Genomic DNA, 26094 nt, shown 5'->3' with positions numbered 1-26094 from the left:
CCGGCTGGATACACGGCTTCTGCTTTCTCTCCACCTGTCCCTTATGCGTTTTTTAGAAGTTGCCGAAATCAGTTTGCAGGAGCGGGAAAACATGGTGCTTCAGGGTATCAGCTTCACGCAGCAGCAATTCCAGAAAATTGCCATTGCAGGCGAAACCGGTTCCGGGAAAAGCACATTGCTGCAAACCATAGCCGGTTTGGTACAGCCCACAGCAGGGGAGGTGTGGTTTGAGGAAAACCGCGTGCGCGGACCGGTAGAGCGGCTGGTTCCCGGCACGCCGGGTGTGGCGTATTTATCGCAGCAGTTCGAACTGCCCAAGTTCCTGCGGGTAGAGCAGGTGTTGCGCTATGCCAACAAGCTTTCCGTGGAAGAGCTGGACACGCTGTATGATGTGTGCCGCATCCGGCACCTGGCCCAACGGCAAACCAATCAGCTTTCCGGCGGCGAGCGGCAGCGCATTGCGCTGGCGCGTTTGCTGCTCACTTCGCCCAAGCTGCTGTTGCTGGACGAGCCTTTTTCCAACCTCGACCCGGGTCATAAGCAGATATTGAAGTCCGTTATCCGGGATATTAGCGAACAACTCGGCATCACCTGCACCTTAATTTCTCATGACCCTCTGGATACGCTTTCCTGGGCCGATGAAATCCTGGTGATGCAGGCCGGGCAGCTCATTCAGCGGGGCACGCCCGCGCAAATCTACCGGCAACCCGTTTCCGCTTATGCCGCTGCCCTTTTCGGCGACTATAATCTAATACAGGGCCCCTTACAACGGGCTCTGGCCAAACAAGCCGGTATTAAGCTGAAGAAAGGCCACCAGTTACTAGTGCGCCCGGAGGATGTGAAACTACAAGCCCGAGACGGGGCAGGTGGGGTAGCTGGTACCGTAACCAGGGTGGATTTCTTTGGCAGCTACTCTGAGCTTAACATCGACCTGCTGGCCAGTAATATCCGCTTGAAAACTACAGAAAGTGGCCTTTCTGTGGACGACACAGTGGCAGTTTCGCTTTCGGCAGACAGAGTTTGGTATATTTGAGAGAATCACGCGCTGCAACCAATTTCCAGGGCAAGAAAACGTTAAGCACACTGGTCTGTTATCAGCTCATCAAGGTGCCCTAACCTCACTTCCGCTCGGGTCCCTTATGAACTTAACCGCTCCGGTATTCCTTACCTGAGTACCGGCCCCGGCACCGCCGATGTCAGTTGCAAAGCCTAGTGTTCTGCAGCACCTAGCGTACCGCATTGCCTACTGGCTTTGCGCCCCCTTCACGGGTATAACCTTATGAATTCCTACTATCAGCCATCTGCCGAGCTACTGCAGGCGTTTGGCTTTGCTGCCTTCAGCGCCCCGCCCCGCCAGAAAAGGTATAGTCGGGCCAGTGCCTGTGGGCAGGAAACCATTGTGCTGTATGAGGATGCTGAGCTTACACTACTGGAAGTGGTGAACGGCCAGATGCTGTACAGCTTTCAGGGCCGCGTGGCTTCTGAGGCCGAATTCCGGGTGCTGCTACGGCAGGTAAACTGGTCGGCTGAACTTCCTTCTTCAATCTGACTTCTTTTTCCTGTACCCATGACCGATACCTACCTGCGCAGCCTAGGCTTTACGCCCACCGACCAAGGCCGCACGGCCAGCCGCCCAAATTTCAACCAGGCCTGGCGCTACCAGCACGACCACATGGCTCAGGATGGCACTGCCCTTTTCATTGAACACCCTTTGGGTATTGACAGCTGCCGCCTGAGCCACCTCACGGCCCCGCTGAATGCCCAGGATGTGTTTGCGGCCATGCCCCTGCATGATCGGCCCGCCCTGGAAGCCGCCATTCAATCATTTTATGCGGCGCACGGCGGCAAAGGGGCTATTATTCCGGCCTTTGAGGCGCCTACTTTTCGCCCATTCCGCCGGGCACGCTAAGCCCCGGTCCGGTCGCCGCTTTGACACTTAATTCTACATGGACAAAGACTTACAATTCAGCCTGGCCAACAACGCCAAGGAATGGCTGGCGCTTTCGTTATCCATCTCCTCGGCCGAGAAAATATCGTTCAATAAAATTCATGACGATTTTTTCTCCACCTACGGGGCTAATTTCATGACCCACGTGTACCGGACCACCTTTGAAAACGCGCTGCAGAATATGCCCGATGCGGAGCGTATAAAGCTCCTGGCATCGTTTCAGCAAGCCATGGACCAGGCCATTGACGAGCATTATTCCACTTCTCATTTCTAGAAGGGCTACAACTGAATGCGTTTGTAACCCTGTAAAAAGCCCCGGCAGCTACCGGGGCTTTTTTATTGCCAATGCAGCCAATTCCGTATTAGACGGAAGCTATTGTCTTCGGCTTGGAGGAAGGCGTCAGCGCTAATACCCGGTATGCCAGCTGCACCAGCAAAACCGGCAGTATGCCGGCTGCTGCAATCAGGCCCACTATCATAGGAGTGAAAGGCTGAATGCCCAGCAACTGACGCAATGTTATGATGTAATACGAAGCCAAAAACAAGGCAAAGCAGATACCCAGTGCCATCCAGATGTAACGGTTGCGGGTAATTTCGGAGCGAAAGAAGTTACGGTGGTCAGCGGAGAAGTTGAATACATGCAACAGCTGCCCCAGCGCCATGCCATAAAACAGAATGTTATTGCATATAGCCGGCGAAAGGCGGAGTACTTCCCAACTATAGAAATATACCACTACCGGTCCCAGCATCAGAGCAGCAGCATATAAGAGCCCCGTTATCCAGTCGGGGCGGGTGAGCAGGGGTAATTGGGGCGGGCGCGGTGCTTGTCGCATCAGGTGTGGGTGCCCCGTGCCCACGGCCAAGGCCAGGGCTGGAAATACATCCGTAATCATATTCAGAAACAGAATCTGTAGGGGGAGCAGGGGCACGGAGCGGTGCAGCAGGCCTACACCCGTCACCAGCAGAATTTCGCTCAGGTTACAGGAGGTGAGATAGAGGATGAAGGTGCGGATGTTGGCAAAAATAACGCGTCCCTGCCCAATAGCGGCCACAATGGAGGCAAAGGCATCGTCCTGCAGCACCATGTCAGCAGCTTCGCTGGCTACCTGCGTTCCTCGTTTGCCCATGGCTATACCAATGTCGGCTTTGCGCAGGGCTGGTGCATCGTTCACGCCGTCGCCGGTCATGCCCACAATATCACCGCGCTGCTGGTAAAGTGAAATCAGGTCCAGCTTCTGCGCCGGACTAACGCGTGCAAAAATGGCGCAGGTATACAGCTCGTTTTTTTCGGTGGAGGTGAGTTGGTCAATGGGTTTCAGCGCTGGACCGCTCATCACCAATGGCTCTTGATTGGTTACCAGTCCCACTTTGGCCGCTACTGTGCGGGCCGTAGCCGGATGGTCGCCGGTGACCATAATGACCCGAATACCCGCCTCCCGGCAGGCTTGCAGAGCAGGCAAGACTTCCAACCGGGGTGGGTCCAGAAACCCGATTAACCCTACCCAAGCTAGTTCCCGGACAAAGTCGGGGCCCGGATGGGTACTGAGCACCGAGCTGGCAAATCCCAGCGTACGCAGGCCGGCTTGGGCCAGCAACTCTGCATGCGCTACCCATTCCTGCTTTTCCGTCTCAGGGAGGGGCTGCCGCCCGGCAGCATCCCAGCGGTAGGGGCACTGGGCTAATACCTCTTCGGCTGCACCCTTCACAGCTACATAAAACCGACCGTCAGGCTGCTGGTGCAGGGTAGCCATCAGGCGGGTTTCAGAGGTAAAGGCTTTTTCATCCAGCCGCGGGCAGGCACTCATTTCCGGTAGATAAGACGAGTAAACCAGTTTGTTCAGGGCTATTTCCACCGGGTCGCCTACGTTCGGGTTGGGGCGCTTGCCCGGCTCGTAGGGGGCATTGTTACAGGATATAGCCACACGTAACAGCTCTTTGAATTGCGGTGATGTCAGTAATGCTTCTTCTCCGCTGCCTACCGTAAGCGGCTGGTCTTCCGCCAGGCTAATCTCGGCGCGGCCTGTGGGTAGCCAGATGGTATTCACGGCTATTTGATTGTGCGTGAGTGTGCCGGTTTTATCGGTGAAAATAACGCTGGTGCTACCCAGGGTTTCTACCGCCGCCAGCTGCTTGACAATAACGTGCTGTCGGGCTAGGCGCAGCATACCGTGGGCCAGGGCCAGCGTAGCCACAATGGAAAGTCCTTCAGGAATAGCGGCAATGGCCAGAACAATGGCCATCTTAATCATGACTACTACCTCCCGGCCCTGCAGTAATCCAATTAGTAGGTAGAGCAGGGCCATACCCAGCGTGAGCAGAATTAGCTGCCGGGCCAGGTGATTGATTTTGATTTCGAGCGGGGTAGCGGAGCGCCCGGCAGTTTGCACCAGCTGCGCAATGCGGCCCAGCTCGGTGTTCATGCCTATGCCTGTAATAATAGCCCGGCCGTTGCCATTTACCACCGCCGTGCCCTTGTAGAGGTGGCGGGTGGGGGTATCGGCCGGCTGGCCTGCGGTGCCAGCTGCTCCCGGCTGCTTGGCCACCGGCAACGACTCCCCCGTGAGGGCCGACTCGTTAACCTGCAGCTGGCGGGCTTCCTGCAACTCGGCATCGGCCGGCAGTACGTCGCCGGCTTCTATCAGGATTACATCCCCCAGGGTCAGATCGGGGGAGGGAATGGTTTGCTGCTGGGCGTCGCGCACCACGCGGGCTTGGGGCACATCCAGCCGGTGTAGGGCGGCCATCGAAATCCGGGCCTGCCACTCCAGCCACAGTCCGATAAATGAATTAATGAGCACAACGGCAGCTATAGCCAGACTTTCGGCCGTATCGCCCATTACCCAGGAAAAAATGGCCGCCGCAATCAGCACCAGCACAGTCAGGCTCCGGATCTGCCGCCACAACAGCAGCCAGATTGGGTCCTCGCCACGGGTGGCCAGTACGTTGGGACCATGCTGCTGCAACCGCTGCCTGGCCTCTGCCGACGTCAGCCCTTGCTGCAAATCTGTAGCAGAGGATGGATGCGTAGTTGGAGAAATGCTGGCCGGCATCATAGCATCAGAAGTACAGGCCCCCGATTTTGCAGGAACACAAACTGCAATAGTTCGTGGTCAATTGTTAACAGATAAGGAAAGCTGCTACGATTTGGACCACCCGCTGGTAGGAAGCCAATATGCATACGGGCTGGAAGGTAAGCAGGCAGACAAGAAAGAAGCCATGATATTTATCATCGTATGTCAATTAGTTATCCTGCTGATTGCCAAATAAAAAGAATTCCATTGCTTCCTCTTTCTCTCTCTGCTTATGGCTGCGTCCTTGCTGGTACTCACTGATTTTTTTCCGGCGGCGAATCGTGCCCTGGACTATGCTGCCAACCTGGCCGGAGCGCTGCATGCGGGCCTGATCTTATTGCACGTGCGCCGCACTTCTCTGCTAGATGCGGAAGGGTTTAGCGGGGCCGTTTCCGGCCAGACTCAGGAGTCGGCGCGGGTGGCGCTGAGTCGGTTGGCGGAAGGACTGTCGGTGCCCGCAGTGATAGAAGTACGCCAGGGGCGCGTGGCGGAAGTAGTGGCCCAGGCCATCAAACAACATCAACCGGACCTATTAGTGCTGGGCCGCCCCGATACTGAAGCGCAGCCGGAAGAATCTGTTTCTACGGCTTCTTTGGCTATTCTGCAGGCTTCCCCATATGCTATGCTGGTACTGCCGACCCACGTACCCCACGGTGCCCGCCCGCGCCGCCTGCTAATAGCGCTGGATGGGGAGCCATTCCACCTGGGCCAGGGCAACCAGCTGCTGGCCCAGCTCTTTAAGGCGCTGCATGCCCAGCTTATCCTGCTACACATCAGTACGCACATGGAAACCGCTGCCTCAGCCCTGGATTCTTTTACCCAAACCGGCCTTTCAGCAAACCTTCCGCCCGTACAATCCCTCCTCTTGCGGCACTCCAGCCCCGCTGAGGGCATTCTGCAGGCTGCCGATCCTGCTCAGTATGATATTGTGGTATTGATTGCCCGGCCGCGCAGCATTCTGGGCAAACTCTTTCACCGCAGCGTAACGGCCCAGGTGCTTTTGCAGAGCCGGCTGCCAGTGCTGGTAGTGCCAGCTGCGGGCTGAAAATGCAAAGCCGGCCAGTATTAGTAATGAATGATAGGATCAGAGGAGCTGTGCAGGTAGTCGCGGGCGTAGGTTAGCTCGCCGGGACTTTCCGCATAAAGCGTGAATAATAGTTGGCCGGCCTGTATTGGCTGCCGCAGCCGCACGTGCAGGTCAATACCGGCACTAGGCTTCCAGGGCGCACCGGCCAGCTTGGCCAGGGTAGCCAGGCGACGGTTATCAATGCTCAGAACCAACCCTGGCCGCTCCGCCACCATGTCCCAGTGCTGGGCCGCGGATTTGGGAAAATGCAGGCCGCCCTGGGCCTGGCAAATAGCCTGAAACTTCTGCCAGGCTTTTCCGGAAGAAAGCAACTCTCCGGCTTCCGCTGCGCCGCTACCGCTAGCAGCATGTCCCGTAATTTCCAGCAGGACGGCAGCCAGATGCAAGGACTTTTCGCGCAGATCGGGTGGTGCCTGGGGGCTGTTTTGCAACACGGCCAGCACGTCACGGGCTTCCAGGGCCGGGCCTATGCCGCGCCCCACCGGTTGGCTGCCATCAGTGAGTATCACTTCCACCTGGAGCCCCACCGCCTGCCCTACCTGCCGGAATAGGGAGGCAATTGCCTGCGCTTCCTGCAGGCTGCGCACTTTGGCGGTAGGGCCTACAGGCACGTCAATAACCACATGAGTAGCACCTGCCGCCACTTTCTTGGACAGCACCGAGGCTACCATCTGGGCCGGACTATCTATATCAAGCGCGCGCTCCACCCGAATCAGGATATCATCGGAGGGGCTTAGCTGCATGGTGCCGCCCCATGCCAGACAGGCCCCGTGATGGGCCACCACCCGGCGCATCTGGCGCTGCGTCAGGTTCACGGAAGTTATCACTTCCACAGCATCGGCGGTGCCGGCCGGCGACGTAATGGCCCGGGAGGAGGTTTTGGGCATCAGCAGGCCAGCCGCCGCTACAATGGCTACCACAATGGGAGTGGTACGGTTGCCCGGCAAGCCACCAATGGAGTGCTTATCGGCTACTATATGGGCGGGCCAGTGCAGTTGTCGGCCAGCCGCTATCATGGCCTTGGTAAGTCCTATGGTTTCTTCCGTGGTAACGTCCTGCACACAGGCAGTTATGAAGGCGGCCAGCTCTACGTTAGAATACCGCTCGGCTGCCACGTCACGCATAATGGCCTGATAGTCTTCGGGCATGAGGCGGCGGCCGTACATTTTGGCGCGCACCCGGTGCATAGATGCCAAAGGGGGCAAGTGCATCAGCCGTACCTCGTCGCCGGCGCGGGCGCGCAGGTGCTCCCATGCCACTTCCGATACGCCTACCTCATGCGCTTCCAGAAGGCTGTTGCCAACAACTGTATTCAGCGAAGCAATAATGGTGATGCCATTGGCAGTCACCTGCAGCCGCGATAATGCCCGAAACCCCTCAGCGTGGCAAACCGGGGAGTCGGAGCGCAGGTACACTACGTGCTCATTGCGGGTATCAATGCCCATGCGCCGTAGGTGCAGCAGAGTGGGCGCTACAGCCACTACGGGCGGTGGCAGGAAAGGAGGGGGGCTATTCATAGTGCGGGAGTACGTGCATAGTTTCCTGACTGAACCCGCGCAGCAGCCAGAAGCGCAGGGGCGGGTACTCCCGGGCTATTCTTTCCAGGCGGCTGCGGCTTAGCAGCACCAGTACGCATGGTTGCAGGGCTTGCACGGTATACCGGCTGCGACTGGCTACCAGGTGCTCAGTGCCCAGCCATGCCGGGGCCGAAATCACCTGAAACAAACCCGTAGGGTTTCGGGACCAGATACCCACACTGCCTCGCTCCAGCCAATATACGCCGCGGGCCGGCCGGCCCGCCCGGAAGAGGCAGTGGCCGGCAGCACAAAACAGGCGCTGCGTTTCCGTGCGCGGAATGGGAAGCCAGGGGAGCAACATGCACCGGAAAATTAAGGGCCGTGGAGCAGTACCCGGGGTGGTCTTGACCTGCATCAACCCAACCGCTACTCAGGCACCGCTATGCACAAACAGGACCTTAATTTCTGACGATGACCACTACGAAAAACCTGATGAATATCACGCAACAGGCTGATACTTATCAATGCATTCCATGAAACAATAGAGCAACTTCGGTACAGTGCAACAGGTGGTTCTTACCCATACGGTGGCCTGTTGCAATGGCTGGTAAACATGGTAAAATCCGGCTTGTTCACGGCCGAATTCGCCCAAGACAAGAGTGCCTCTATATGAAAACTCCCTGTTCCCTACGTACCCTGCTGCCTGTGCCACACCCGGTGCGGATAGTAGTGGTTTGCCACCCGGAAAGAGGGCCATAGACTGCCGCAAAAACCACTCGGAGGCGGCTAGTCGTAGCGGGTAGAAATTTCGGCCAGGCGGGCCGGGTTCAGAATAGTGATGAGGCTACCGCGAGCCTGCAATACGCCCTCATCCCGAAACTCTGATACAAACCGACTGGTAGTTTCCTTGGCCGTTCCGACCAAAGAGGCCAGATCATCGCGGGAAATAGGAATAGTTACGGGCTCCTGACTTTGCTGCTGATAGGTGCGTGCCAGCAACAGCAGGGCTTCGGCCAGCCGCTCGCGCACGGGCTTATAAGCCAGGTGCAGCATCCGCTCTTCGGCATCGCCCAGCGCCTTAGACAGCAGTTGCATCAGAGAGGTGGTGAAGCGTAGATTCTGCTCAATAATTCGGAAAAATTCTGTGCGGGGAATGCAGCATACAATAGATTCTTCCAGCGCCACTGCAGAGGCCGAGTGACTGCTTCCTGCCAATAGTCCCCGGTAACCCAGTAAATCACCCTCGCGGGCCAGCCGGATAATCTGCTCCTTCCCATCACCTCCCACCTTCATGACCTTGATTTTGCCCGAATGAATACAGTATAGCCCCATAGGACGGCCATTCTCCTGAAAAATAACCTGGCCTCGCTGGTACATCTGTGCCGATTTCGCCTGGGAAAGCATCTCCAACTCTTCCGGCTGGCAGCAGGACATAGGGCAGCCATAGCGGTTGGGGCACTCAGGGCAGGCAGGGGGAATAAAGCGTTTCATGGCCGAAATCAGTAAAGGCCGCAGTAGCAATAGGGCTACGAGGATACTATGATAAAACTGCGCTTTTGAGTGAGGAGAGGCTCCCGGCGGATTGGACTTAAAGCAAAGCGAAATAAGTAATATTAGTATTGTTTAATGTACAATAAAATCACCGATATTCACAATGATTTGCCCGGGTAATCCCGGTGGCAGGTATTGTGCTGTATGGCCCACCAGCGGCTGGTGGTAGTGTCCGCGTTGCTGTACTCGGTTGAAGAGGCTTGTAAGGCGGTTTTCCCGGATTTCGCTTGCGCTTTCCCTTGTTTCCTTTCCCTTGCCATGAGCGCCTCATTAGTTGTTTTAACGGATTTCCTGGCCGTATCTAACTGCGCGTTGTCGTACGCGGCCACGCTGGCCGTTCCCCTGAATGCCCACCTGGTGCTGTTGCATTTGCGACACGATGGATTGCTTTCCCCCGATGAGTACAGCCGCCAGCACACCCCACAGGGCGAAAAACAGCTGGAGCAAGTGCTGGGCAAACTGGTGCATTCGCTGGCTGTACCGGCAGAGGTGGAGATATCCGAAGAGTTTCTGCCCGATGCGGTAACGGATACCGTGCATCATCACCATCCTTTAATGCTGGTGTTAGGCCGGCCCGGCACCGCTACTACGCCCACGGAGCTCATCAGTGTAACGGTAATGGACCTGCTGCGCACGGCGCCCTATCCGCTCCTGATTGTGCCCACACTTGGTTGGGAAGTACAGCCTCCGGCTCATCTGCTACTGGCCGTAGACGGGCAGGAGTTTACCTTGGGCCGCCACGCCGGCGTGGTAGATAAGCTGCGGGCAGCCTTTGGGGCGCGGCTTTCAGTGGCGCACATTTCCAGCCCTACGGCCACCCAGCCCGCCATGTCGCGCGAAACGGTGTGGAGCGTATGTGCCAGCGGGCTGGCCTCCGACCTGACCTCCGCCGATGTGCACGAGCTGAAATATCCCTCCGTAGCAGAAGGCATTCTGCAAGCCGGTAATGAGCTGCGGGCCGATATGCTGGTACTCATTGCCCGGCGGCACAGCCTACTGGGCAGCCTGTTCCATCGGAGCGTAACAGCCCAGGTTATCCGGGAAAGCCAACTGCCCATCCTGGTGCTGCCCTCACCCGATTAAAGGTTGCTATTAGGCTATACTCAGTTTTTCATTGGATGCTATGGGACCTGATTTGGTAGTACTCACTGATTTTTCGGAATCCTCACGGCGGGCCCTGGCCTACGCAGCGGCGCTGGCCCAGCCGCTGCAAAGCCGGGTAGTACTGCTGCATCTGTATCAGGATGTGCTGCTGGATCCGGAGTATGTTGTGATTCCGGCCGGCGCGGCCATCCGCAGTCAGCGGGAAACCCGGCGCGCCCTGGAAAAAATGGCCGAAGAGCTACCGGTGCCGGCCACCGTGGATCTGTCCGTAAATACGCTGGCCGAAGCCCTGGCCGATGCCATTGCCCGCTACCACCCTCTGGTGCTGGTATGTGGCCGCGCCGCCACGCCCGATTTTCTCGACCAGCTGTTGGGCGACCAGTCCCTGCCCGTGTTGCGCCACCTGCACTACCCGCTTCTGATGGTTCCTGAAAATGCTCACCTTCCTGGTTCGCCCACCCGGGTAGGGCTGGTGGCCGATGGAGAGCCCTTTAAGCTACGTGATAATGCCCTGAATATGCAGCCACTGTGGGAGGCGCTGGGTGCCAAGTACTTTGTGCTGCACGTAGAAACCGAGGAGCAGTATGACCGCGCCCGCACCGCCGTAAACTCACTGCGGCATAACCACCTGGTAAAGGACCTGCCGCCCGATAGCCTCTACACCGTGCACCATACCAGACCGGCCACTGGCATTCTGCAGGCCGCCGCTGACACCCAGACGGAGCTGTTAGTACTGCTGGCTCGGGAAAGAAGCCTACTGGGCGGCCTGTTTCACCGGAGCATAACGGCCCAGGTGCTGCAGCGCAGCCCCGTGCCGGTACTGGTGCTGCCCGTTATTTAATGGGTAGTCCTGGTGCAGGCCAGGTGCCATTTGTTCAAGCGTTGTTCTGCTGCACTGCCATGTCGTTCACCTTCATCGTTCTCACCAACTTTTACCCGGCTGCCAATCAGGCTATGCAATATGCGGCGGGACTGGCCGCCAAGTTGCAGGCCCAGCTGGTGCTATTACACGTAAAGCGCGCCTCCCTCTTCGACCCCTATGTATTTGCGGGCGAGAACTGGCGGAAAGCCGAGCTGGATGCTGAAGCCCCCACTGCCGAGGCCATGCAGGAGCTGGTAGCCCGCCTGCCCGTGCCCGCTACCGTAGAAATGGCTACCGATTTGCTGCCCGCCATGGCCCATTCGCTAATGGCGCGCTACCATCCCGCGTTGTTTGTGCTGGGGCGGCCCGCCGAAGCAGTAGCCTCCGGCGACCAGGTGAGCGGTGCCGCGCTTGATTTGCTGCGGGCGGCTCATTTTCCTTTGCTGCTGGTACCTGTGGGCACTACAGCCGCTGCCCCACCACACCAAGTCCTGATTGCGGCCGATACCGAGAGCTTCGGGCTGGAAGAGGAAGGGCAGTTTGCGCAGCAATTACTGAGCAGCTTGCAGTGCCCGGCTACTGTAGCACATATTTCGGAGATGGAGGATGATGATGCCTGTGCTATGGCCCTGCAAGCCGTGCACAACAGTGGGCTGGTAGCGGGCAATCAGCAGGTGGAGTTACGGTGCTTTCAGAATTCGCACACGGCAGCCGGAATTCTGGAGGCCGCCCAAGCTACTCAGGCCGGGCTGATTCTGCTGATAGCCCGGCAGCGCAGCTACCTGGGCGAATTATTTCACCGCAGCGTAACGGCCCAGGTGCTGCAGCATACTCCGGTACCGGTACTGTTGTTACCCGCTGTGGAAATGCCTGTTTCGGATACTGCTGCCGCCTTTCAGCGGCAGCAGGCAGGCACTGAGGCCGATGACCTGATGTTTTAGCTTTTCTGATGCTCAGCCCGGTTATTCTTCAATAGAGGTTTCATCTTCCATGTATTGCTAAACCGCCTACTATGCAGGCCAGTGAGTTTTTGGCAGAAGCCGGTGCCATTTCCCGGTTTGCGGGGCGGTTTTTTAGCGAAGGCTTCCGGCCGCGCTATGAGGTGCAGGAGTTCCTGTATCAATGCTATGTGGTGGGCTATAAGTCATTACCGCTGGTGGGTGTTACAGGGTTTATCATGGGCATGGTACTCACGTTGCAGGCCCGGCCTACCATGGCCAAGTTTGGAGCCGAGGCTTGGATACCGGCCATGGTGGCGCTGTCCATCATCCGGGAAATGGGCCCCATTATTACCGCCCTGATCTGCGCCGGAAAAATCGGCTCCAGTATAGGGGCCGAGCTGGGTTCAATGAACGTGACCGAGCAGATTGATGCTATGGAAGTATCGGGCACTAACCCGTTTAAATACCTGGTGGTAACGCGGGTGCTGGCCACCACGCTCATGATACCCGTGCTGGTCATTCTGGCCGATGTCATTGGCCTGTATGCATCCTACCTCGGGGTAAATATGAAGGGAGTTACCAGCCTGTCGCTCTTTGTCAATAACATCATGAATCGGCTGGAATTCAGTGACGTGGTGCCGGCGTTTATCAAGACGTTCTTCTTCGGTTTTGCTATTGGCATTATCGGCTGCTACAAAGGCTACCACTCACAGAAAGGCACCGAGGGGGTAGGGCAGTCGGCTAACTCGGCGGTGGTGGTATCGTCGCTGGTCATCTTTGTTATTGATTTGCTGGCCGTGCAGATTACCGGCCTGTTAGGTCTTAATTAACCGGTGCCATGGAGTCTGTCAGCCCTCAGGTACAGGAAGCGCCCGCGCAACAGCCAGCCGCCTCAGCCGAAGTGGTGCTGGAGGTAGAGCATCTCGTTAAGTCGTTCGGCGAAAACCATGTGCTGCAGGATTTCAGCCTGCAGCTGCACCGCGGCGAAAACGTGGTGGTGCTGGGCAAGTCCGGCTCGGGTAAGTCCGTGCTGATTAAGTGCATCATTGGCCTTTTGCAGCCGGACTCTGGTAGCATCCGTGTGTTTGGGGAGGAAGTTACCGGCCTCGAGCACCAGGAGCTGGATGAGCTGCGTGCCCGCGTGGGTTTCCTCTTTCAGAGCAATGCGCTGTACGACTCTATGACCGTGCGCGAAAACCTGCTGTTTCCCCTGCGCCGGCACTGGATCAATAAAACGCCTGCCGAAGAGCAGGCCATGGTAGAAGAAGCCCTGCAAAGTGTGGGTCTGGAGCAAACCCAGAACATGATGCCTGCCGAGCTGTCGGGCGGTATGCGCAAGCGCATTGGCTTGGCCCGCACCCTCATTCTCAAGCCCGATATCATTCTGTACGATGAGCCCACCACCGGCCTGGACCCCATCACCGCCCGCGAAATAAGTCAGCTGATTCTGGATGTGCAGGCCCGCTACACCACCTCCGCCATTATTATTTCTCACGATATGAACTGTGTGCGCATCACGGCCAACCGTGTGGCGCTGCTGGTAGATGGCCGCTGCTACCAGCAAGGCACCTATGAAGAGCTTCGCCACTCCACCGACCCCGTGGTGCGCGAGTTTTTTGAAGGTGCGGTGCCCCGCGCCTGATTTCCTGCCCTTCACTTTTCCACACTAGCCATGAGTCAGCGAACCGCCGCCAACAACGTCCGACTAGGTGCCTTTGTGCTGACGGGGCTGGCGTGCCTCATTATGCTGCTGTTTTTGCTGGGGCGCAAGCAGAATATGTTTGGCGATACGCTGGAAATTCAAGCGGATTTCCGCACCGTAAACGGCTTGCTGACCGGCAACAACGTGCGTTTTGCCGGTATTATGGTGGGCACGGTAGAGCATATTGATATTGTCGGCGACACCACCGTGCGGGTCCGTATGTCGTTGCGGCGCGAGGTGCAGCCCTTCATCAAGAAAAACGCCATAGCCTCTATCGGTACCGATGGTTTGATGGGCAATACGGTAGTCAATATTACTGCTGAGCCGGAGCCGGCCCCACCCGTAACGGACGGCGACCAGCTCCGTGCCCGGCAGCCCGTGCGAATTGAGGCCATGCTGAATACCCTGCAGCGCACCAACCGTAACCTGGTGGGTATTACGGAAGATATGAAGGAAGTAACGAGCAAGCTTAATAACAGCTCTGCCATGTGGGAGTTGATTGGGGATAAAAAAGTAACTAATAGCCTGCGCCGCACTGTGCAAAACATAGAAGGCACTACTACCCGCCTGGATGCCGCCTCCCACGATGTCCGGAACATGGCCCGTGATGCCCGCCGCGGGCGGGGAGTAGTAGGCTACCTGTTTACGGATACAAGCTTTGCGGGCCAGATGCAGCAAACCATGCGGCGCACCAGCCGCCTGAGCGCCACCGCCGATACTATGACTTCCACCTTAAACTCCATTACCCGCAAGGTACAGGCCGGGCAGGGGCCATTGGGCACGCTGCTGGTAGATACCGCCATGGCCAGCCGCCTGGAACAGTCTATGGGCAACGTGGAGCAGGGTACGGCCCGCTTCAATGAGAGCATGGAAGCCCTGCAGCACAACTTCCTGCTAAAGGGCTATTTCAAACGGCAGCAAAAGAAAAAAGCCCGTGCCGAACAGCAGGAGGCGCTACAGGAAACAAAATAAACCTGCCACACAGCCTTAGTAGCAGAATAGAATTTTGCTGTAAGACGTAGCCGCCAGACAGCGGGCGCCGTTATAGCCAAGATGTAAGGCGCAGCCTGGTACCCGTTTTTTTATGGCACCTTTGCTGTTGCTGGAGGAAGCTTTTTAGTGGTATTGCTGTTTGAATTCCGTGACTGATAACTATTCCGAAAACCGCCGCCCCGACTTGCTGCGCGTGCCGTATGACGATTACCGTGCCCTGCCGGCCATTGCCAACTCTGACCTTTCGCGTCTGCGCGATGCCCTGAACGGCCGCCTGCCCCGCACGCTCAGCAATAGCGGGGCCCTGAGCTTTGGTACGGCTTTCCATACGGCCCTGCTGGAGCCCGACGACTATATTCCCGGTGAGCCTGGCATTAACGACACGCTGGTGTGGTGGCTGGTAGAAGGCGTGAAAATGCAGCCCGCCCTGCGCCAGCTGCTGGAAGCCGGTACCCCTGAGCCCAGCTGCCTGTTTACTGAGCCCACCACCGGCACCATCTGCAAGCTGCGCGCCGACCTGGTAATTGACCAGCCGCATCAGCCCTACACCATCGTGGACTTCAAAACCACCATGGCCCGCGACTATGAGCACTTCCGGTCCACCTGCACCGGGTATGATTATGACCGGCAGGCGGCTTTCTACTCGGATGCGCTGCAGGCCGAACGGTTTTTGTTGGTAGGCGTGCAAAAGGTAGAGCCTTTCGGTGTTTTTACGGTAGAAGTAACGCCGCAAATGCTGGAAGAAGGCCGCCGTAAGTATCTCTACCTGCTCCGCCTTCTACAACCCGACGCTGAAGTGCCTGCTTATCTGAGCGAGGCCGTACGCGGCGTAGTGAGCAGCCTGGGCCAGACCAGCGAGGAGTAATATTCCTGCTCTATCTCTTAGTGAGGAAGTTATTGCCTGCCGAAACCATAGAGTTCTACGTCCTATCCTATTAGAACCCAATACATGGGTAAAAACCGTTACCCCTCCCCGGAAACCGCCCTTAAATTCCTTCGGATTCAGATGCGGCTACTGGCTTTGGTTTCCACCGAGCTGGCTTTTCGGGCGGCCTGGCGGGTATTTACCACACCGCGGCGGTTGCCGGCAAAAGCCTGGGAAGCAGCCGCGCTGGCACAAGCCCGATCCTTCCAGGTGCAGTCAGGGAAGTACCAGATAGCAGCGTATGAGTGGAATGCAGAGGGCTCTAAAACTGTGCTGCTGGTGCATGGTTGGGAGCACCGGGCCAGTTTTTGGGGAGTGTTTGTCCGCTCATTGATAAAGGCAGGTTACCGGGTAGTGGCGCTGGATGGGCCGGCCCACGGCGCTTCTTCTGGCAGCCAGACCACGCTACCCGCCTTTGCTCAGGCGGTGCAGACGGTAGCCGACCAGGTTGGGCCAATATATGCCGTGGTCGCGCATTCCTTCGGAGGCGCGGCTACAGTGGGAGTGCCTGTTCATTTCAATAAGGCGGCCGATGGACAACTGCCGCGCCTGACCTTACTGAGTGTGCCGGCCAGCACCTCAGCCGTAGCTCAGCGGTTTGCTGCCTTGCTACAGCTGCCGTCGACCGTGCTGGAGCGCATGAGTCAGTACGTGCGCCAGCAGCACGGCCGCGACGCCGAAAGCTTTAGCCTGTTACAAACCGGCCGCCTGTTTCCCACGCATCGCGCCCTGCTGCTGCACGACCACGCCGACGAAAGCATTCCGTTTGCGGAAGCCCAGGAGCTGGCCAGCCGCTGGCCTGGTCTGGAATTTCGGCCTACATCCGGCCTGGGCCACAACCGCATTATGCGAGACCCGATGGTAATAGCGCAGATACTGGAGTTCCTGCAATAGCACTTAAATCGTTTCGTGGCCCTCTGCGGCCAGACTCCGCATCACATTACGCAGCCCTTCGGGCTCCTGAATCAGCTGGCTGATGTGCTGCAGATAGTCAGCCTCGGCGCGCAGATGGCGCTTGAGCTGCCGCAGCTCCTGCTCACGCTTTTTACCCGTACTGCCCAGGAAGCTTTTCGCGCCGAACAAAAGCTCCTGCAGCTGCTGTTTTAGCTCCGCCAGCTGCTGCTGTAGTGCCTGGGTATAGCGTAGCAGTACATCGTCGGCTTCCTGGTCGGTGGGGCCAGACTCAGAGAGGAGCTGTAGCAGCGTATAGAGGTCATTGGCTTCGTAGGCCTCCGTAATGCGCTGCATCCGGGCTGTTTTGTGTTGCTGCAGCGCCGGGTCACGCTCCAGGTCGGGGTGATTGGCGCGGGCCAGCTGGCGGTACACTGTTTTGGTGTTGGAAAGTAGCCGCTGCTGCTCCTCGCGGGCGGCCTGCTCGGCGGCTTCGCGGGCGCGGTCGGCTTTGGTTTTGCGGCGGCTTCGGGCCTCGTGTGCGGCCTGCTCGTGCGGCTTTGTATAGTCAGCCGGTTCCGCAGAAGCTGCTGGTTTGCCGGTTTCTGATTGATCCGGGCTACTACGCCGCAAAGTAGCGGCGTATTTAGTCAGGATATCGGACGCATCTTCCCCAAACCTATCTTGCAGGCTGCGCGCGTTGCCAATGATGATTTCTTCTAGCTGACGGTGCTCAGCCCGGGAAAAAAAGTCCAGCAGCAGTGCTTCTTCCAGAGGTGGAAATAGAGCCCTGCGCACGGCAATTACGGCCTCGGCCAGCGGTCCTACCTGTTTCCAATACGTGCGGCGGGCTTCGGCTTGTTCCTGGCGAACTTCCGTTAGGCGCTGCCGCAGTCCTTCCACCTGCTCTACTGCTTGCCGAAACGCTTGTTGCGCGGGTGAGGTGGCTACTTCGGTAGCAGGTACCGGGAGTGGACGCGGAGGCTGAAGGGAGGCATTTTCTGAGGTCATAAGCGGTACAAAGGTAGGCAAGGCCCACACTTAGGGCCTGATATCCGTATAGAAAGCAGCGCGGGCAGGTTGTAGCCGGCGTTTTCTCCCTTGAGTTTATCTTTTGTATCTCCATTATGGCTTCTCAGAAACTCCGTGGAAACGACCTGCGTCAGGTGGGTTTCCCTGAGGGACGTGCTATTGGTATAGCCCTCGATATTTTGGATCAGAAACAGTTTAAGAAGCTGGATAAAGGCAGTGCCATATCCCTGCTCAAACAAATAAAAGACGACCCTTTTGCTTATGTGCGTGACGAAACGTGGCGCCCGCTTGCCGAGGAGCTAGTGCCCCAGCCCAGCCGGGATGTGGCCCTGAATCCGGAAATAAAGGACTACCGCCGCTACGGCGAGGACTTCATTGAGGATGGCGCCAGCAAGCAGATGGACACCGCTATGCAGCTCCCCATTACCATAGACGGAGCCCTGATGCCTGATGCGCACCAGGGCTACGGCCTGCCCATTGGCGGCGTGCTGGCTACTGATAATGCCGTCATTCCCTACGGAGTAGGGATGGATATCGGCTGCCGTATGGCGCTGTCGGTGTATGATCTGCCCGCATCATTTCTGGATGAACGCCAGCACGCCTTAAAGAAGATGCTGCTCGAAAATACCCGATTCGGTAACCGGGAAGTTTTCAAAGACCGCAACACCGACGACCCCATTTTCGAGCGGCCCGAGTTCCGGCAAATTGGGGTGGCCCGGCATAAGCTGGACTCCGCGGTAGCGCAAATCGGCAGCTCCGGCTCCGGCAACCATTTTGTGGAGTTTGGAGTGGTAGACATCACCGATGCCAGCAATGAAATGGGCCTGGCCGTGGGGCAATATCTGGGGGTGTTGTCCCATTCCGGCTCGCGCGGATTGGGCGCCGCCATTGCGCAGCACTACACCAAAATTGCCATGGATATGTGCCAGCTGCCCCCGCAGGCCCGGCACCTGGCCTGGCTTTCCCTGGACTCGCAGGAAGGGCAGGAGTACTGGGCTGCCATGAACCTGGCCGGCGACTATGCCTCTGCCTGCCACCTCGACATTCACCGCCGACTGAGCAAGGCACTGGGCGAAAAGCCGCTGGCCAAGGTAGAGAACCACCACAACTTTGCCTGGAAAGAAACTTTGCCAGATGGTACAGAAGCTATTGTGCACCGCAAAGGCGCCACGCCGGCCGGCAAGGGGGTACTGGGCGTCATCCCCGGCTCCATGACGGCACCCGGCTTCATTGTGCGAGGCCGCGGTGAGCGGGATTCGCTGCAATCTGCTTCACACGGGGCCGGGCGGCGGCTTTCCCGCACTCAGGCCAAGCTTCAGGTAACGGAAGGCGAGCTACGCCGCCTGCTGCGCGACAAAGGCGTGGAGCTAATTGGCGGCGGGCTGGATGAAGCTCCCATGGCCTACAAAGACATTCACCAGGTAATGGCCCATCAGCGCGACCTGGTAGACGTGCTGGGCTCCTTCATGCCCCGCATTGTACGCATGGATGCGGGCGGCAGCAGCAAAGGGAAAAGCAAGTACGGCGGCGAGTAAGAAGCAGCCCAAGCCCGCAGTGTAAGTTTACGCTTCGGGCTTGGGCTGCTCCTGCACTCGTACTGCGTCGCCTACCCGAATAGGGCTGCCAAGCAATATGCGGGCGGTAAGGCCGCCGTGCCCGCGCATGGCATTATAGCCGCCGGGGCCCAGCTCTTCTTCCATGCGGGAGCAAGGGTGACACTCGCCGGTAATTTCCAGCACTACTTCCTCGCCAATCAGCACGCGGCGGTTTTTCAGGGCCAGCAGATTTATGCCGCTGATGGCCAGATTGCGCCGAAGCTGCCCGGGTTCAATGGGTTCTTCAAGGCCTAAAAATCCGGCTACCGTGGCTAAATGCTCGTGCTGAATCAGAGTTATCTGCCGTTTGCCGCCGGGCTTGGGACGGGCGTGGTCACCGGTCAGGTGGCGGTCCGTTTCGGCTATTGCTTCAATTACAGCCTGCAGAGGTTGCCGCCGGGCTGGGCGTAAACCTATCCACTCTACCCGGCCTACCTGGGGCAACGTGCTCAGCAGCTTTGCAATTGTGGATTTATCGTCGCCAAAAAAGGGGAAAGGCATAAGCAGGCGGGAGGAGGTACTAAGATGAGCTAAAGAGTATCAGCTGCTTCTGTTACAGGCGGAAGGGAACCTGATGCGGAACTTACGGCAGGGGAGCGGATTTCGGGGTGAGAAATTTTTCCGCCCAGGTAGCCGGCTCGTACCAGCAGCCCAAAGCTAACGGCCGTAGCGGCCATTGTAAACCCACTGAGTAAACGCTGGCGTTGCGGAATCAGCAAGGCCAGAAGAGCCAGCACCGCCGTTCCTTCCAGTGCCCAAAAACCTAATTCAGCGGCTTCCTCATGTTTCTGAAGAAGTGCCTGGGTAATACCAGGCAGGCCTTTCACAATTTCCACCGCACCCTCGCCGGTAAGTTGGGTAGGAACGCAAAGCACTGCCGCAACCAGAATGGCTATTAGGCCGATACGCACCTCGGTAGTATTTTGCCGGAACCAGCCAACTGCCAGAACCAGTAGCCCAAACAAGGTGCCTAAAATAGGAGTGTGGTTCAGGAGCAGGTGCCAGTGCGCTTCATTCATCAGGAAATAGCGAAATCAGGAAGTATTCAGACATAAGAAAACAGCCGTAATAGCTCCGTTGATTTAAAGGTTAAAAATGGTCCTGAAACTGGCGGGCTACCAGAAAAGCGGCAGCGGCCGCCAAGGCGCCGATACCGGCCATTTTTAACGCGCCTGTTTTGGGCGGCTGTCCCGTAATGCGGCTCTTGATATAGCCAAACACCAACAGGCAAACAATGGTAATAACCGCCGACCAGCCGAGTCCTTCCGTTGGTGTATCCGTGAAAAAATACGCGCTTAATGGGATGAGGCCGCCCAGCGCATATGCCATACTGATGGTAACGGCGCTTTTCCAAGCTTGTTTGGGGTCGGGCTTTTCCAGGCCCAGCTCATACTTCATCATGAAGCGCACCCACTGCTCGGGGTCGGAGGTGAGTTCCCGCACCGCTTGCTCCCGGGTGCTGTCCGATAGGCCCATTTCTGCCAGTAGCTCATCTACTTCGGCGCGCTCTACGTGGGGCACTTCCTGCACCTCCCGGTGCTCCCGGTCCAGCTCCGATTGATAGTGCTCTACCTCCGTACGGCCCGCCAAATACCCTCCCAGGCCCATAGCAATAGAGCCTGCCACAATCTCGGCCAGCCCGGCGGTAATTACCAGCCCGGAGGACTGCACCGCCCCGCTTAGGCCAGCGGCCAGGGCAAAAGGTACCGTCAGGCCATCAGAGAGCCCAATCACAATGTCCTGCAGCATGGCGGAGCTGCTGAGGTGGGCTTCCGGGTGTGGATGAATGTGGTTCATAGCGGATAAAGTAGGGAGTTTGCATCAACCCAACCAAACCCCCTACGTAAGAAAAGCCCGGCAGCAGCCATAACCGGCGGTTGCCCCATTCATCTCTGAACTCATTATGGCAACCAAAACACCCGCTTCCAAAAAACCAGCCGCGCCGCGTAAAGCAGCGTCAACCTCTGCCAGCGGCCGCACGGCCGTGAGCGTGCAGCCCATTCTAAACCAACAGCGCAACGCGCCGGCCCCTCTGCAGAAATATGGTACCGTGTCGCAGCGCCTGCCCATTGGCCTGGCCGAGAATGTGCGGCAGGAGAGTGTAACTATGCTCAACCAACTCCTGGCCGACACCATGACCCTGCGCGACCTGTACAAAAAACACCATTGGCAGGTTGTAGGCCCCACTTTTTACCAGCTGCACCTGCTCTACGACAAGCATTATGAGGAGCAAAGTGTGATGGTAGATACCATTGCGGAGCGCATCCAGATTCTGGGGGGCGTGGCTATTGCCATGGCTCCCGATGTGGCCGAACTAACCAGCATTCCGCGCCCGCCAAAAGACCGGGAGGAAGCCCCCATTCAGGTGTCCCGCCTGTTGGAGGCGCATCAGATTATGCTCAAAAACTGCCACGAATTCGCCAAGAAAGCCGATGAATCCGGTGATGATGGCACCAATGACCTGGTGGTGAGCGACGTGATGCGCACCAACGAAATGCAGGTGTGGTTTATCTCGGAGCACGTGGTAGATACTCCATTGGCCCAGTCATAGGGCGCTGCCATCATTAAACCAAAATTGAGAAAGGCCTGAAACTGATGTTTCAGGCCTTTCTTATGATTATACCCGACGCGCGTGCAGCTTGTTGGCGTGGTTTTCCTCCGCTTCTTCCACTGTGTGCGTACGGCCTATGTCCCTGTCGGCCTTCGCTTTTTCGGCCAGCAGGCAGAAGTATTGGTGGAGCATCTGAATTTCTTCTTCGGTGAAATCCTGAGCATTGATGAGACGGTTGCTCGCTCCTTTCGTAGCTGCCAGTAGCTCGTTGAGCTTAAGGTGCAGCACCAGGGAATCTTTGTTCTGGGCCCGCTGAATCAGAAAAACCATCAGAAAAGTAACGATGGTAGTGCCAGTATTTATAACAAGCTGCCAGGTGGCAGAATAGTGAAACACTGGCCCTAGTATGGCCCATATTATTACAACGCTGGCAGCTATGCAAAACGCGGCCGTTGTGCCTGTAAATTGGGTAATTTGTCCGGCCAGACGCGCAAACAAATGAGGAGAGCTGGCAGAATCGGAGGGAATGTTCATGGGAATAGTTGGCTAATACTCGGAACAATTTCTACCCTCCTACGGCTACCTTAAAATTAGGGCGGCAGGGTAGTAGCTGACAATGAGCCGCAAGCAACTCATAGGTAAGGTAAAAACGCTCGGAATGGCAAAAAAATGCGGGGCGCGCTTGCAACGCTATGCAGCAGTGCCTACTTTTGCCCTCGCTTCGCCGCCTCAGTGAAGCCAGAAACATCGGTTTCTGTTGTAGCTTGCCAAGTATAAACTACCGCTGCGCACGTGGTGAAACTGGTAGACACGCCATCTTGAGGGGGTGGTGCCTTCGGGTGTGGGAGTTCGAATCTCCCCGCGCGCACTCCGGCCGCCGATTGGCCACCAAAAAGCCCAACCTATTGCAGGTTGGGCTTTTTGTTTGGGGTTGTTATTGCACATCATCAGCTTTCCAGGCTGCCAAACCGCTCAAACGGGTTAGCCGGTACTACCAACACCACTCGTTCGCGCTCTACCACCACCGAGCCGGCCACAGAACCTTTGGGCTTGCGTACAAACTTTTTAGGCGTAACAGTGACCGGGCAAAGCGAGTCGTTTTTGCGGCGGGAGTACCAGGCGGCCAGCTGTGCGGCCCGCTCAACTACCGGTTCCGGCACGGTTTGCCCGGCTTTCTGCCGAATAACCACGTGCGAGCCGGTTACATCCTTGGCATGCAGCCATAGGTCGTCTTTGTGGGCGTAGCGCTGAGTGAGCAGGTCATTATTCTGGGCACTGCGGCCTACCAGAATGGTGTAGCCAGAGTCTTCAAATACTTTAAAGGGTAGCTCAGTGGCCGCTTTGGCTTTCGTTTCTGGCTCCAGACCATGCTGCTTGCGCCAGGTGCGGAAACTGCGTAAATCGGAAATCGACTCCAACACCTCTAAGCGCTCCAGACACCATAGTGCCTCGTTTTCGCGCCTCTCGGCCCGCTCTTTCAGCTGTTGGGTTTCCAGCTGCTGGTTTTTGGCCTTTCGGTATAGGTTCTGGGCTGTGCGCTGTGGAGTTTCAGTAGGCTTCAGCTTAAGCACGCGTGGCTCATTGGTCAGATAATCTACCACCTCTACCTGTGCTGCACCGGGGGCAATCTGATGCAGGTGGGCCATTATCAGGTCGGCGGTGTGGCGGAAGCCGGCTTCGTGTTCCAGCGCGTGCAGGCGCCGGCGTGCGTGAGCCGCGCCGGTGGTAGCTTCTTCGGCTCGACGCTCCAGTTGCTGGCGTAACTGGCGCAGCTCGGTTTCATACGTGCGCCGACTTAGAATAAGTGGCACAAAACGACGCAGGGCTTCTATGGGATGGGGCACCCACGTTTGCTCTACTTCGCCCACAGGCAGCAAGCTCAGGCGAGTACGGCCTTCCAGTGAAATCAGGTAGAAGTGTGCTGGGTTTTCCAGCAGAGCTAATACTTGCTGCAACAAGTGCTCACGGGTAGCAGCGTCGGAAGTTTCGTAGCCGTGGGCACGTAGCCAGTGGCGCGGTACATCTCCCAGCGCTGGCAGGCGCTTCAGCGGGTCGTCTGAAGTAGGCAACCGGGCTGGGGCCAGCGCCGCATCCGCCGTAAACCGCTGGTGAAAAAGCTCGGGCGTGGCATCGGGCGCAGTCCGGAAAACCGCATTGGGGCGCGGGCCATATAGTTTCAGCAGCAGGCTGGCACCATCGGTAAACTGGATAGACAGCACCCGGTCCTGGGGAAATACATCCACTAAGGCCACCTCACGCCCCAAGAGAGCAGGCAGCAGGTCCACGGAATTTTGCCGGGCCCGATGGAAGGTTTCTGGCAATGCCAGCAGCGGAAACGCGGCTGAAAGCTGCACTTTCAGCCAGTACTCAGCAGCACCATTCGTCAGTCCAACGACCAACTCATCCTTCTCCTGCGAAAAGCACGTGACTACCCGGAAACCGACTAGTTGTTGGGTGAGAGCAGGAGCCAGCAGGCGAAAGAAGTAATAGTTGTTGTGCATTTATATCAAGACAGAAACAGGAACTGCCTGATTAAAGGGCTTTTCCAATTTCAGCAACTTAATTAACATTGGTCTTGACTGTTGAACTTCAAGCCAAAATGGTACAGTAAAAAGTATCAGACCGAAAGCAAACATCCCTAGTGTGCTGAGCAATTCTTGGTTGAGCTTACCTGTAGTGAGCAAGTTCCCAATAGAGGATACAACTGAAAACCCTACCACTGCCTGCCAAATAATACAAAACACCAGTACAGAGTAATGTAAATGGTGCCGAAGCAAAACTAAACTGCCACCATTGGATTGATGGGGTTCAATCTTTCCTTTAATCTGAGGCAGCCAGGAATTTTTGTATCGAATAACACGCTGGATATCAAAGGAATTGATTTCAACTGTGCCAAGAAATGGTTTTAAAGGCTTAAAGGAAAAGATTTTAAACCATGTTAGACGAGGGGCAGTGTTTTCTTGGAGACGCTGTAAAAGTTCTTCTGGAGAAAGAGGGGTATAGAATTGCTCAGTAACCCAAGGGACGAAACGCATAGTTATATTTTTACCTGCAACCCATCATAAGCCAACCGAATAAATGGCGGCAATTCTGCTTCCACTTCCCGGTGGCGGCCTAACTGATGGCTGATATGCGTCAGGTAGCCGCGGGCGGGCGCCAGTTCCGTTAAAATATCGACAGCCTCCTGCAGCGTGAAATGGGAAATATGCTTTTCGTGGCGCAGGGCATTCAGCACAATGACCTCTGAACCGCGCATGCGCTCCATGGATTCTGGAGAAAGATGGTTGGCATCAGTCAGGTAGGTGAAGCCACCGATGCGGAAGCCCAGCACCGGCAGCTTATAGTGCATGGCTCGGATGGGCTGCACTTCTACACCCTCTACCCAGAAGCTGTCAGTATCACTCAGAATAGGATGCACTTTCACCTGCGGCACGCCGGGGTATTTGTGCTCGGCAAAGATGTAAGCATATTCCCGACGCAACTGATCCAGCACGCGCGGCTCGGCATACACTGGCATATCCTGCTGCTGACGGAAGTTATAGGCCCGGATGTCATCCATACCGGCCGTGTGGTCCTTGTGCTCGTGGGTGAACACTAGGGCATCGAGGTGGTCGATGCGCGCCCGCAGAGCCTGCTGCCGGAAATCGGGGCCGCTGTCGATAATGAGGCTTTTGCCGGCCGTTTGCACGTGTACTGATACGCGCAGACGCTTGTCGCGGTAGTCAACGGAGCGGCATACGGCACAATGGCACCCGATAACGGGCACCCCCTGCGACGTGCCCGTTCCGAGGAAAGTAATCTGCATGAGTGACGAGAAAGGGATAAGATGTGAGAAGTGACAGCAAGCCAGAGCAGTAGTGCCCGTTTGCTGTCACTTCTCACATCTTGCTTGCCCGGGTCTTAGCCAATGTATTGCTTCACCACGCGCACCAGAGCATCAAAGTCCAGGGGCTTGGGCAGATAATCGGTTACGCCCGCCTCACGGAACTGCTCCATGGAGTAGTTATTGGCGTTGCCGGTAATGGCAATAATTGGAATTCTAGAAATGCGCTGGTCCGGGTTACGACGAATTTCGCGCGTACACTCCATCCCGTCTTTCACCGGAATGTTAATGTCCATCAGCACGCAGTCGATAGGCTGGCTTTCCACCTGTTTCAGGACCTCCCCACCATTTTTCGCGGAAATAATCTTGTACTTCTGCAACTCCAGAATCTTCTTGGTCAGATTCAGAATTACGGAGCTGTCTTCGGCAATTAGAATCGTTTTTTGGTCGGCCATGATAGGGAGTAGATTAAAACGGGAAGGGAATGTAAGTGAGGAGGGA

29 protein-coding genes and 1 tRNA gene are annotated in these 26094 nt (G+C 56.9%); 17 read left to right on the top strand and 13 right to left on the bottom strand.

Features of this window, described 5'->3' with window-relative positions; all coding sequences use genetic code 11:
• The first annotated feature begins 43 nt into the window (after positions 1–43).
• The 4 genes from Q4G72_RS16550 (at position 44) to Q4G72_RS16535 (ending at position 2222) form a co-directional block, all read left to right on the top strand.
• The gene (locus Q4G72_RS16550; protein WP_303312540.1) at positions 44–1033 is read left to right on the top strand and encodes an ABC transporter ATP-binding protein; all 990 of its coding nucleotides are present in this window, start codon (positions 44–46) and stop codon (positions 1031–1033) included.
• Between the two features lie 246 nt (positions 1034–1279).
• Positions 1280–1549 (top strand): hypothetical protein, encoded by a 270-nt coding sequence (locus Q4G72_RS16545; RefSeq protein WP_303312539.1) that lies wholly within the window; start codon positions 1280–1282, stop codon positions 1547–1549.
• An 18-nt stretch (positions 1550–1567) separates the two neighbouring features.
• The gene (locus Q4G72_RS16540; protein WP_303312538.1) at positions 1568–1909 is read left to right on the top strand and encodes a hypothetical protein; all 342 of its coding nucleotides are present in this window, start codon (positions 1568–1570) and stop codon (positions 1907–1909) included.
• A gap of 37 nt (positions 1910–1946) precedes the next feature.
• Complete coding sequence (locus Q4G72_RS16535; protein WP_303312537.1) at positions 1947–2222, top strand: hypothetical protein; 276 nt, start codon at positions 1947–1949, stop codon at positions 2220–2222.
• An 88-nt stretch (positions 2223–2310) separates the two neighbouring features.
• Here the strand turns inward: Q4G72_RS16535 and Q4G72_RS16530 are convergent, their stop codons facing one another.
• A complete protein-coding gene (locus tag Q4G72_RS16530) occupies positions 2311–5001 on the bottom strand; it encodes a cation-translocating P-type ATPase (protein WP_303312536.1) in 2691 nt (896 codons plus the stop codon).
• Here Q4G72_RS16530 and Q4G72_RS16525 point away from each other — a divergent pair.
• Complete coding sequence (locus tag Q4G72_RS16525; protein ID WP_303312535.1) at positions 4985–5215, top strand: hypothetical protein; 231 nt, start codon at positions 4985–4987, stop codon at positions 5213–5215. The two genes, Q4G72_RS16530 and Q4G72_RS16525, sit on opposite strands and share 17 nt — an antisense overlap.
• A 36-nt stretch (positions 5216–5251) precedes the next feature.
• Complete coding sequence (locus Q4G72_RS16520; RefSeq protein WP_303312534.1) at positions 5252–6064, top strand: universal stress protein; 813 nt, start codon at positions 5252–5254, stop codon at positions 6062–6064.
• Positions 6065–6084: 20 nt separating this feature from the next.
• On the opposite strand, the gene Q4G72_RS16515 is transcribed toward Q4G72_RS16520, so the two are convergent.
• From Q4G72_RS16515 to Q4G72_RS16505, 3 genes are all read right to left on the bottom strand, one after another.
• Positions 6085–7623, bottom strand: coding sequence for a thymidine phosphorylase family protein (locus Q4G72_RS16515; RefSeq protein WP_303312533.1), 1539 nt, complete (start codon positions 7621–7623; stop codon positions 6085–6087).
• Positions 7616–7984, bottom strand: coding sequence for a Crp/Fnr family transcriptional regulator (locus tag Q4G72_RS16510; protein ID WP_303312532.1), 369 nt, complete (start codon positions 7982–7984; stop codon positions 7616–7618). Before Q4G72_RS16510 ends, Q4G72_RS16515 begins: the two co-directional genes overlap by 8 nt.
• Positions 7985–8409: 425 nt before the next feature.
• Complete coding sequence (locus Q4G72_RS16505; protein ID WP_303312531.1) at positions 8410–9114, bottom strand: Crp/Fnr family transcriptional regulator; 705 nt, start codon at positions 9112–9114, stop codon at positions 8410–8412.
• A 318-nt stretch (positions 9115–9432) separates the two neighbouring features.
• Between Q4G72_RS16505 and Q4G72_RS16500 the strand changes: the two genes are divergently transcribed.
• The 8 genes from Q4G72_RS16500 (at position 9433) to Q4G72_RS16465 (ending at position 16595) form a co-directional block, all read left to right on the top strand.
• Positions 9433–10257, top strand: coding sequence for a universal stress protein (locus tag Q4G72_RS16500; protein ID WP_303312530.1), 825 nt, complete (start codon positions 9433–9435; stop codon positions 10255–10257).
• 40 nt (positions 10258–10297) lie between these two features.
• Positions 10298–11119, top strand: a complete 822-nt coding sequence (locus Q4G72_RS16495; RefSeq protein ID WP_303312529.1) for a universal stress protein — start codon at positions 10298–10300, stop codon at positions 11117–11119.
• 59 nt (positions 11120–11178) lie between these two features.
• Positions 11179–12081: a universal stress protein gene (locus Q4G72_RS16490; RefSeq protein ID WP_303312528.1), complete on the top strand. Its 903-nt coding sequence runs from the start codon at positions 11179–11181 to the stop codon at positions 12079–12081.
• Positions 12082–12152: 71 nt separating this feature from the next.
• The gene (locus tag Q4G72_RS16485) at positions 12153–12911 is read left to right on the top strand and encodes an MlaE family ABC transporter permease (RefSeq protein ID WP_303312527.1); all 759 of its coding nucleotides are present in this window, start codon (positions 12153–12155) and stop codon (positions 12909–12911) included.
• Between the two features lie 8 nt (positions 12912–12919).
• Complete coding sequence (locus tag Q4G72_RS16480) at positions 12920–13723, top strand: ABC transporter ATP-binding protein (RefSeq protein ID WP_303312526.1); 804 nt, start codon at positions 12920–12922, stop codon at positions 13721–13723.
• Positions 13724–13753: 30 nt separating this feature from the next.
• Entirely contained in the window at positions 13754–14755 is a 1002-nt protein-coding gene (locus Q4G72_RS16475) for an MlaD family protein (RefSeq protein ID WP_303312525.1), read from the top strand.
• A gap of 169 nt (positions 14756–14924) precedes the next feature.
• Positions 14925–15641: a PD-(D/E)XK nuclease-like domain-containing protein gene (locus Q4G72_RS16470; protein ID WP_303312524.1), complete on the top strand. Its 717-nt coding sequence runs from the start codon at positions 14925–14927 to the stop codon at positions 15639–15641.
• Positions 15642–15725: 84 nt separating this feature from the next.
• Positions 15726–16595 (top strand): alpha/beta fold hydrolase, encoded by an 870-nt coding sequence (locus Q4G72_RS16465; RefSeq protein ID WP_303312523.1) that lies wholly within the window; start codon positions 15726–15728, stop codon positions 16593–16595.
• Between the two features lie 3 nt (positions 16596–16598).
• On the opposite strand, the gene Q4G72_RS16460 is transcribed toward Q4G72_RS16465, so the two are convergent.
• Positions 16599–17603: a J domain-containing protein gene (locus Q4G72_RS16460; protein WP_303312522.1), complete on the bottom strand. Its 1005-nt coding sequence runs from the start codon at positions 17601–17603 to the stop codon at positions 16599–16601.
• A gap of 116 nt (positions 17604–17719) precedes the next feature.
• Between Q4G72_RS16460 and Q4G72_RS16455 the strand changes: the two genes are divergently transcribed.
• A complete protein-coding gene (locus Q4G72_RS16455) occupies positions 17720–19159 on the top strand; it encodes an RtcB family protein (RefSeq protein ID WP_303312521.1) in 1440 nt (479 codons plus the stop codon).
• 27 nt (positions 19160–19186) lie between these two features.
• Here Q4G72_RS16455 and Q4G72_RS16450 read toward each other — a convergent pair whose 3' ends face one another.
• The 3 genes from Q4G72_RS16450 to Q4G72_RS16440 all read right to left on the bottom strand — a co-directional run bounded on the left by Q4G72_RS16450 (position 19187) and on the right by Q4G72_RS16440 (position 21016).
• A complete protein-coding gene (locus Q4G72_RS16450; protein WP_303312520.1) occupies positions 19187–19720 on the bottom strand; it encodes an MOSC domain-containing protein in 534 nt (177 codons plus the stop codon).
• Between the two features lie 29 nt (positions 19721–19749).
• Positions 19750–20238, bottom strand: coding sequence for a hypothetical protein (locus tag Q4G72_RS16445; RefSeq protein ID WP_303312519.1), 489 nt, complete (start codon positions 20236–20238; stop codon positions 19750–19752).
• A gap of 70 nt (positions 20239–20308) precedes the next feature.
• Positions 20309–21016 (bottom strand): VIT1/CCC1 transporter family protein, encoded by a 708-nt coding sequence (locus Q4G72_RS16440; RefSeq protein WP_303312518.1) that lies wholly within the window; start codon positions 21014–21016, stop codon positions 20309–20311.
• 106 nt (positions 21017–21122) lie between these two features.
• Between Q4G72_RS16440 and Q4G72_RS16435 the strand changes: the two genes are divergently transcribed.
• The gene (locus tag Q4G72_RS16435) at positions 21123–21770 is read left to right on the top strand and encodes a Dps family protein (protein ID WP_303312517.1); all 648 of its coding nucleotides are present in this window, start codon (positions 21123–21125) and stop codon (positions 21768–21770) included.
• A 66-nt stretch (positions 21771–21836) separates the two neighbouring features.
• Here Q4G72_RS16435 and Q4G72_RS16430 read toward each other — a convergent pair whose 3' ends face one another.
• Positions 21837–22304, bottom strand: coding sequence for a low affinity iron permease family protein (locus Q4G72_RS16430; protein WP_303312516.1), 468 nt, complete (start codon positions 22302–22304; stop codon positions 21837–21839).
• Between the two features lie 252 nt (positions 22305–22556).
• Between Q4G72_RS16430 and Q4G72_RS16425 the strand changes: the two genes are divergently transcribed.
• Positions 22557–22638 (top strand) — tRNA-Leu (locus Q4G72_RS16425).
• Between the two features lie 79 nt (positions 22639–22717).
• Here the strand turns inward: Q4G72_RS16425 and Q4G72_RS16420 are convergent.
• From Q4G72_RS16420 to Q4G72_RS16405, 4 genes are all read right to left on the bottom strand, one after another.
• A complete protein-coding gene (locus Q4G72_RS16420) occupies positions 22718–24271 on the bottom strand; it encodes an NFACT RNA binding domain-containing protein (RefSeq protein WP_303312515.1) in 1554 nt (517 codons plus the stop codon).
• Positions 24272–24805, bottom strand: coding sequence for a hypothetical protein (locus Q4G72_RS16415; RefSeq protein ID WP_303312514.1), 534 nt, complete (start codon positions 24803–24805; stop codon positions 24272–24274).
• Between the two features lie 2 nt (positions 24806–24807).
• Positions 24808–25575 (bottom strand): MBL fold metallo-hydrolase, encoded by a 768-nt coding sequence (locus Q4G72_RS16410; RefSeq protein WP_303312513.1) that lies wholly within the window; start codon positions 25573–25575, stop codon positions 24808–24810.
• Between the two features lie 95 nt (positions 25576–25670).
• Positions 25671–26048: a response regulator gene (locus Q4G72_RS16405; RefSeq protein ID WP_303312512.1), complete on the bottom strand. Its 378-nt coding sequence runs from the start codon at positions 26046–26048 to the stop codon at positions 25671–25673.
• Positions 26049–26094: the final 46 nt, after the last annotated feature.

Origin of the sequence: Hymenobacter sp. BT730 (assembly GCF_030542105.1) — a bacterium.
Classification (GTDB): Bacteria; Bacteroidota; Bacteroidia; order Cytophagales; family Hymenobacteraceae; genus Hymenobacter.
This window is presented reverse-complemented; position numbering and strand designations above follow the sequence as displayed.

Coding starts and splice junctions, on each gene's coding strand:
- Q4G72_RS16410 (WP_303312513.1), bottom strand. CDS start 25,575: ATGCAGATTACTTTCCTCGGAACGGGCACGTCGCAGGGGGTGCCCGTT.
- Q4G72_RS16550 (WP_303312540.1), top strand. CDS start 44: ATGCGTTTTTTAGAAGTTGCCGAAATCAGTTTGCAGGAGCGGGAAAAC.
- Q4G72_RS16450 (WP_303312520.1), bottom strand. CDS start 19,720: ATGCCTTTCCCCTTTTTTGGCGACGATAAATCCACAATTGCAAAGCTG.
- Q4G72_RS16520 (WP_303312534.1), top strand. CDS start 5,252: ATGGCTGCGTCCTTGCTGGTACTCACTGATTTTTTTCCGGCGGCGAAT.
- Q4G72_RS16465 (WP_303312523.1), top strand. CDS start 15,726: ATGGGTAAAAACCGTTACCCCTCCCCGGAAACCGCCCTTAAATTCCTT.
- Q4G72_RS16430 (WP_303312516.1), bottom strand. CDS start 22,304: ATGAACATTCCCTCCGATTCTGCCAGCTCTCCTCATTTGTTTGCGCGT.
- Q4G72_RS16405 (WP_303312512.1), bottom strand. CDS start 26,048: ATGGCCGACCAAAAAACGATTCTAATTGCCGAAGACAGCTCCGTAATT.
- Q4G72_RS16495 (WP_303312529.1), top strand. CDS start 10,298: ATGGGACCTGATTTGGTAGTACTCACTGATTTTTCGGAATCCTCACGG.
- Q4G72_RS16460 (WP_303312522.1), bottom strand. CDS start 17,603: ATGACCTCAGAAAATGCCTCCCTTCAGCCTCCGCGTCCACTCCCGGTA.
- Q4G72_RS16545 (WP_303312539.1), top strand. CDS start 1,280: ATGAATTCCTACTATCAGCCATCTGCCGAGCTACTGCAGGCGTTTGGC.
- Q4G72_RS16475 (WP_303312525.1), top strand. CDS start 13,754: ATGAGTCAGCGAACCGCCGCCAACAACGTCCGACTAGGTGCCTTTGTG.
- Q4G72_RS16505 (WP_303312531.1), bottom strand. CDS start 9,114: ATGAAACGCTTTATTCCCCCTGCCTGCCCTGAGTGCCCCAACCGCTAT.
- Q4G72_RS16435 (WP_303312517.1), top strand. CDS start 21,123: ATGGCAACCAAAACACCCGCTTCCAAAAAACCAGCCGCGCCGCGTAAA.
- Q4G72_RS16455 (WP_303312521.1), top strand. CDS start 17,720: ATGGCTTCTCAGAAACTCCGTGGAAACGACCTGCGTCAGGTGGGTTTC.
- Q4G72_RS16515 (WP_303312533.1), bottom strand. CDS start 7,623: ATGAATAGCCCCCCTCCTTTCCTGCCACCGCCCGTAGTGGCTGTAGCG.
- Q4G72_RS16420 (WP_303312515.1), bottom strand. CDS start 24,271: ATGCACAACAACTATTACTTCTTTCGCCTGCTGGCTCCTGCTCTCACC.
- Q4G72_RS16485 (WP_303312527.1), top strand. CDS start 12,153: ATGCAGGCCAGTGAGTTTTTGGCAGAAGCCGGTGCCATTTCCCGGTTT.
- Q4G72_RS16525 (WP_303312535.1), top strand. CDS start 4,985: ATGCTGGCCGGCATCATAGCATCAGAAGTACAGGCCCCCGATTTTGCA.
- Q4G72_RS16440 (WP_303312518.1), bottom strand. CDS start 21,016: ATGAACCACATTCATCCACACCCGGAAGCCCACCTCAGCAGCTCCGCC.
- Q4G72_RS16445 (WP_303312519.1), bottom strand. CDS start 20,238: ATGAATGAAGCGCACTGGCACCTGCTCCTGAACCACACTCCTATTTTA.
- Q4G72_RS16530 (WP_303312536.1), bottom strand. CDS start 5,001: ATGATGCCGGCCAGCATTTCTCCAACTACGCATCCATCCTCTGCTACA.
- Q4G72_RS16510 (WP_303312532.1), bottom strand. CDS start 7,984: ATGTTGCTCCCCTGGCTTCCCATTCCGCGCACGGAAACGCAGCGCCTG.
- Q4G72_RS16415 (WP_303312514.1), bottom strand. CDS start 24,805: ATGCGTTTCGTCCCTTGGGTTACTGAGCAATTCTATACCCCTCTTTCT.
- Q4G72_RS16480 (WP_303312526.1), top strand. CDS start 12,920: ATGGAGTCTGTCAGCCCTCAGGTACAGGAAGCGCCCGCGCAACAGCCA.
- Q4G72_RS16535 (WP_303312537.1), top strand. CDS start 1,947: ATGGACAAAGACTTACAATTCAGCCTGGCCAACAACGCCAAGGAATGG.
- Q4G72_RS16490 (WP_303312528.1), top strand. CDS start 11,179: ATGTCGTTCACCTTCATCGTTCTCACCAACTTTTACCCGGCTGCCAAT.
- Q4G72_RS16500 (WP_303312530.1), top strand. CDS start 9,433: ATGAGCGCCTCATTAGTTGTTTTAACGGATTTCCTGGCCGTATCTAAC.
- Q4G72_RS16540 (WP_303312538.1), top strand. CDS start 1,568: ATGACCGATACCTACCTGCGCAGCCTAGGCTTTACGCCCACCGACCAA.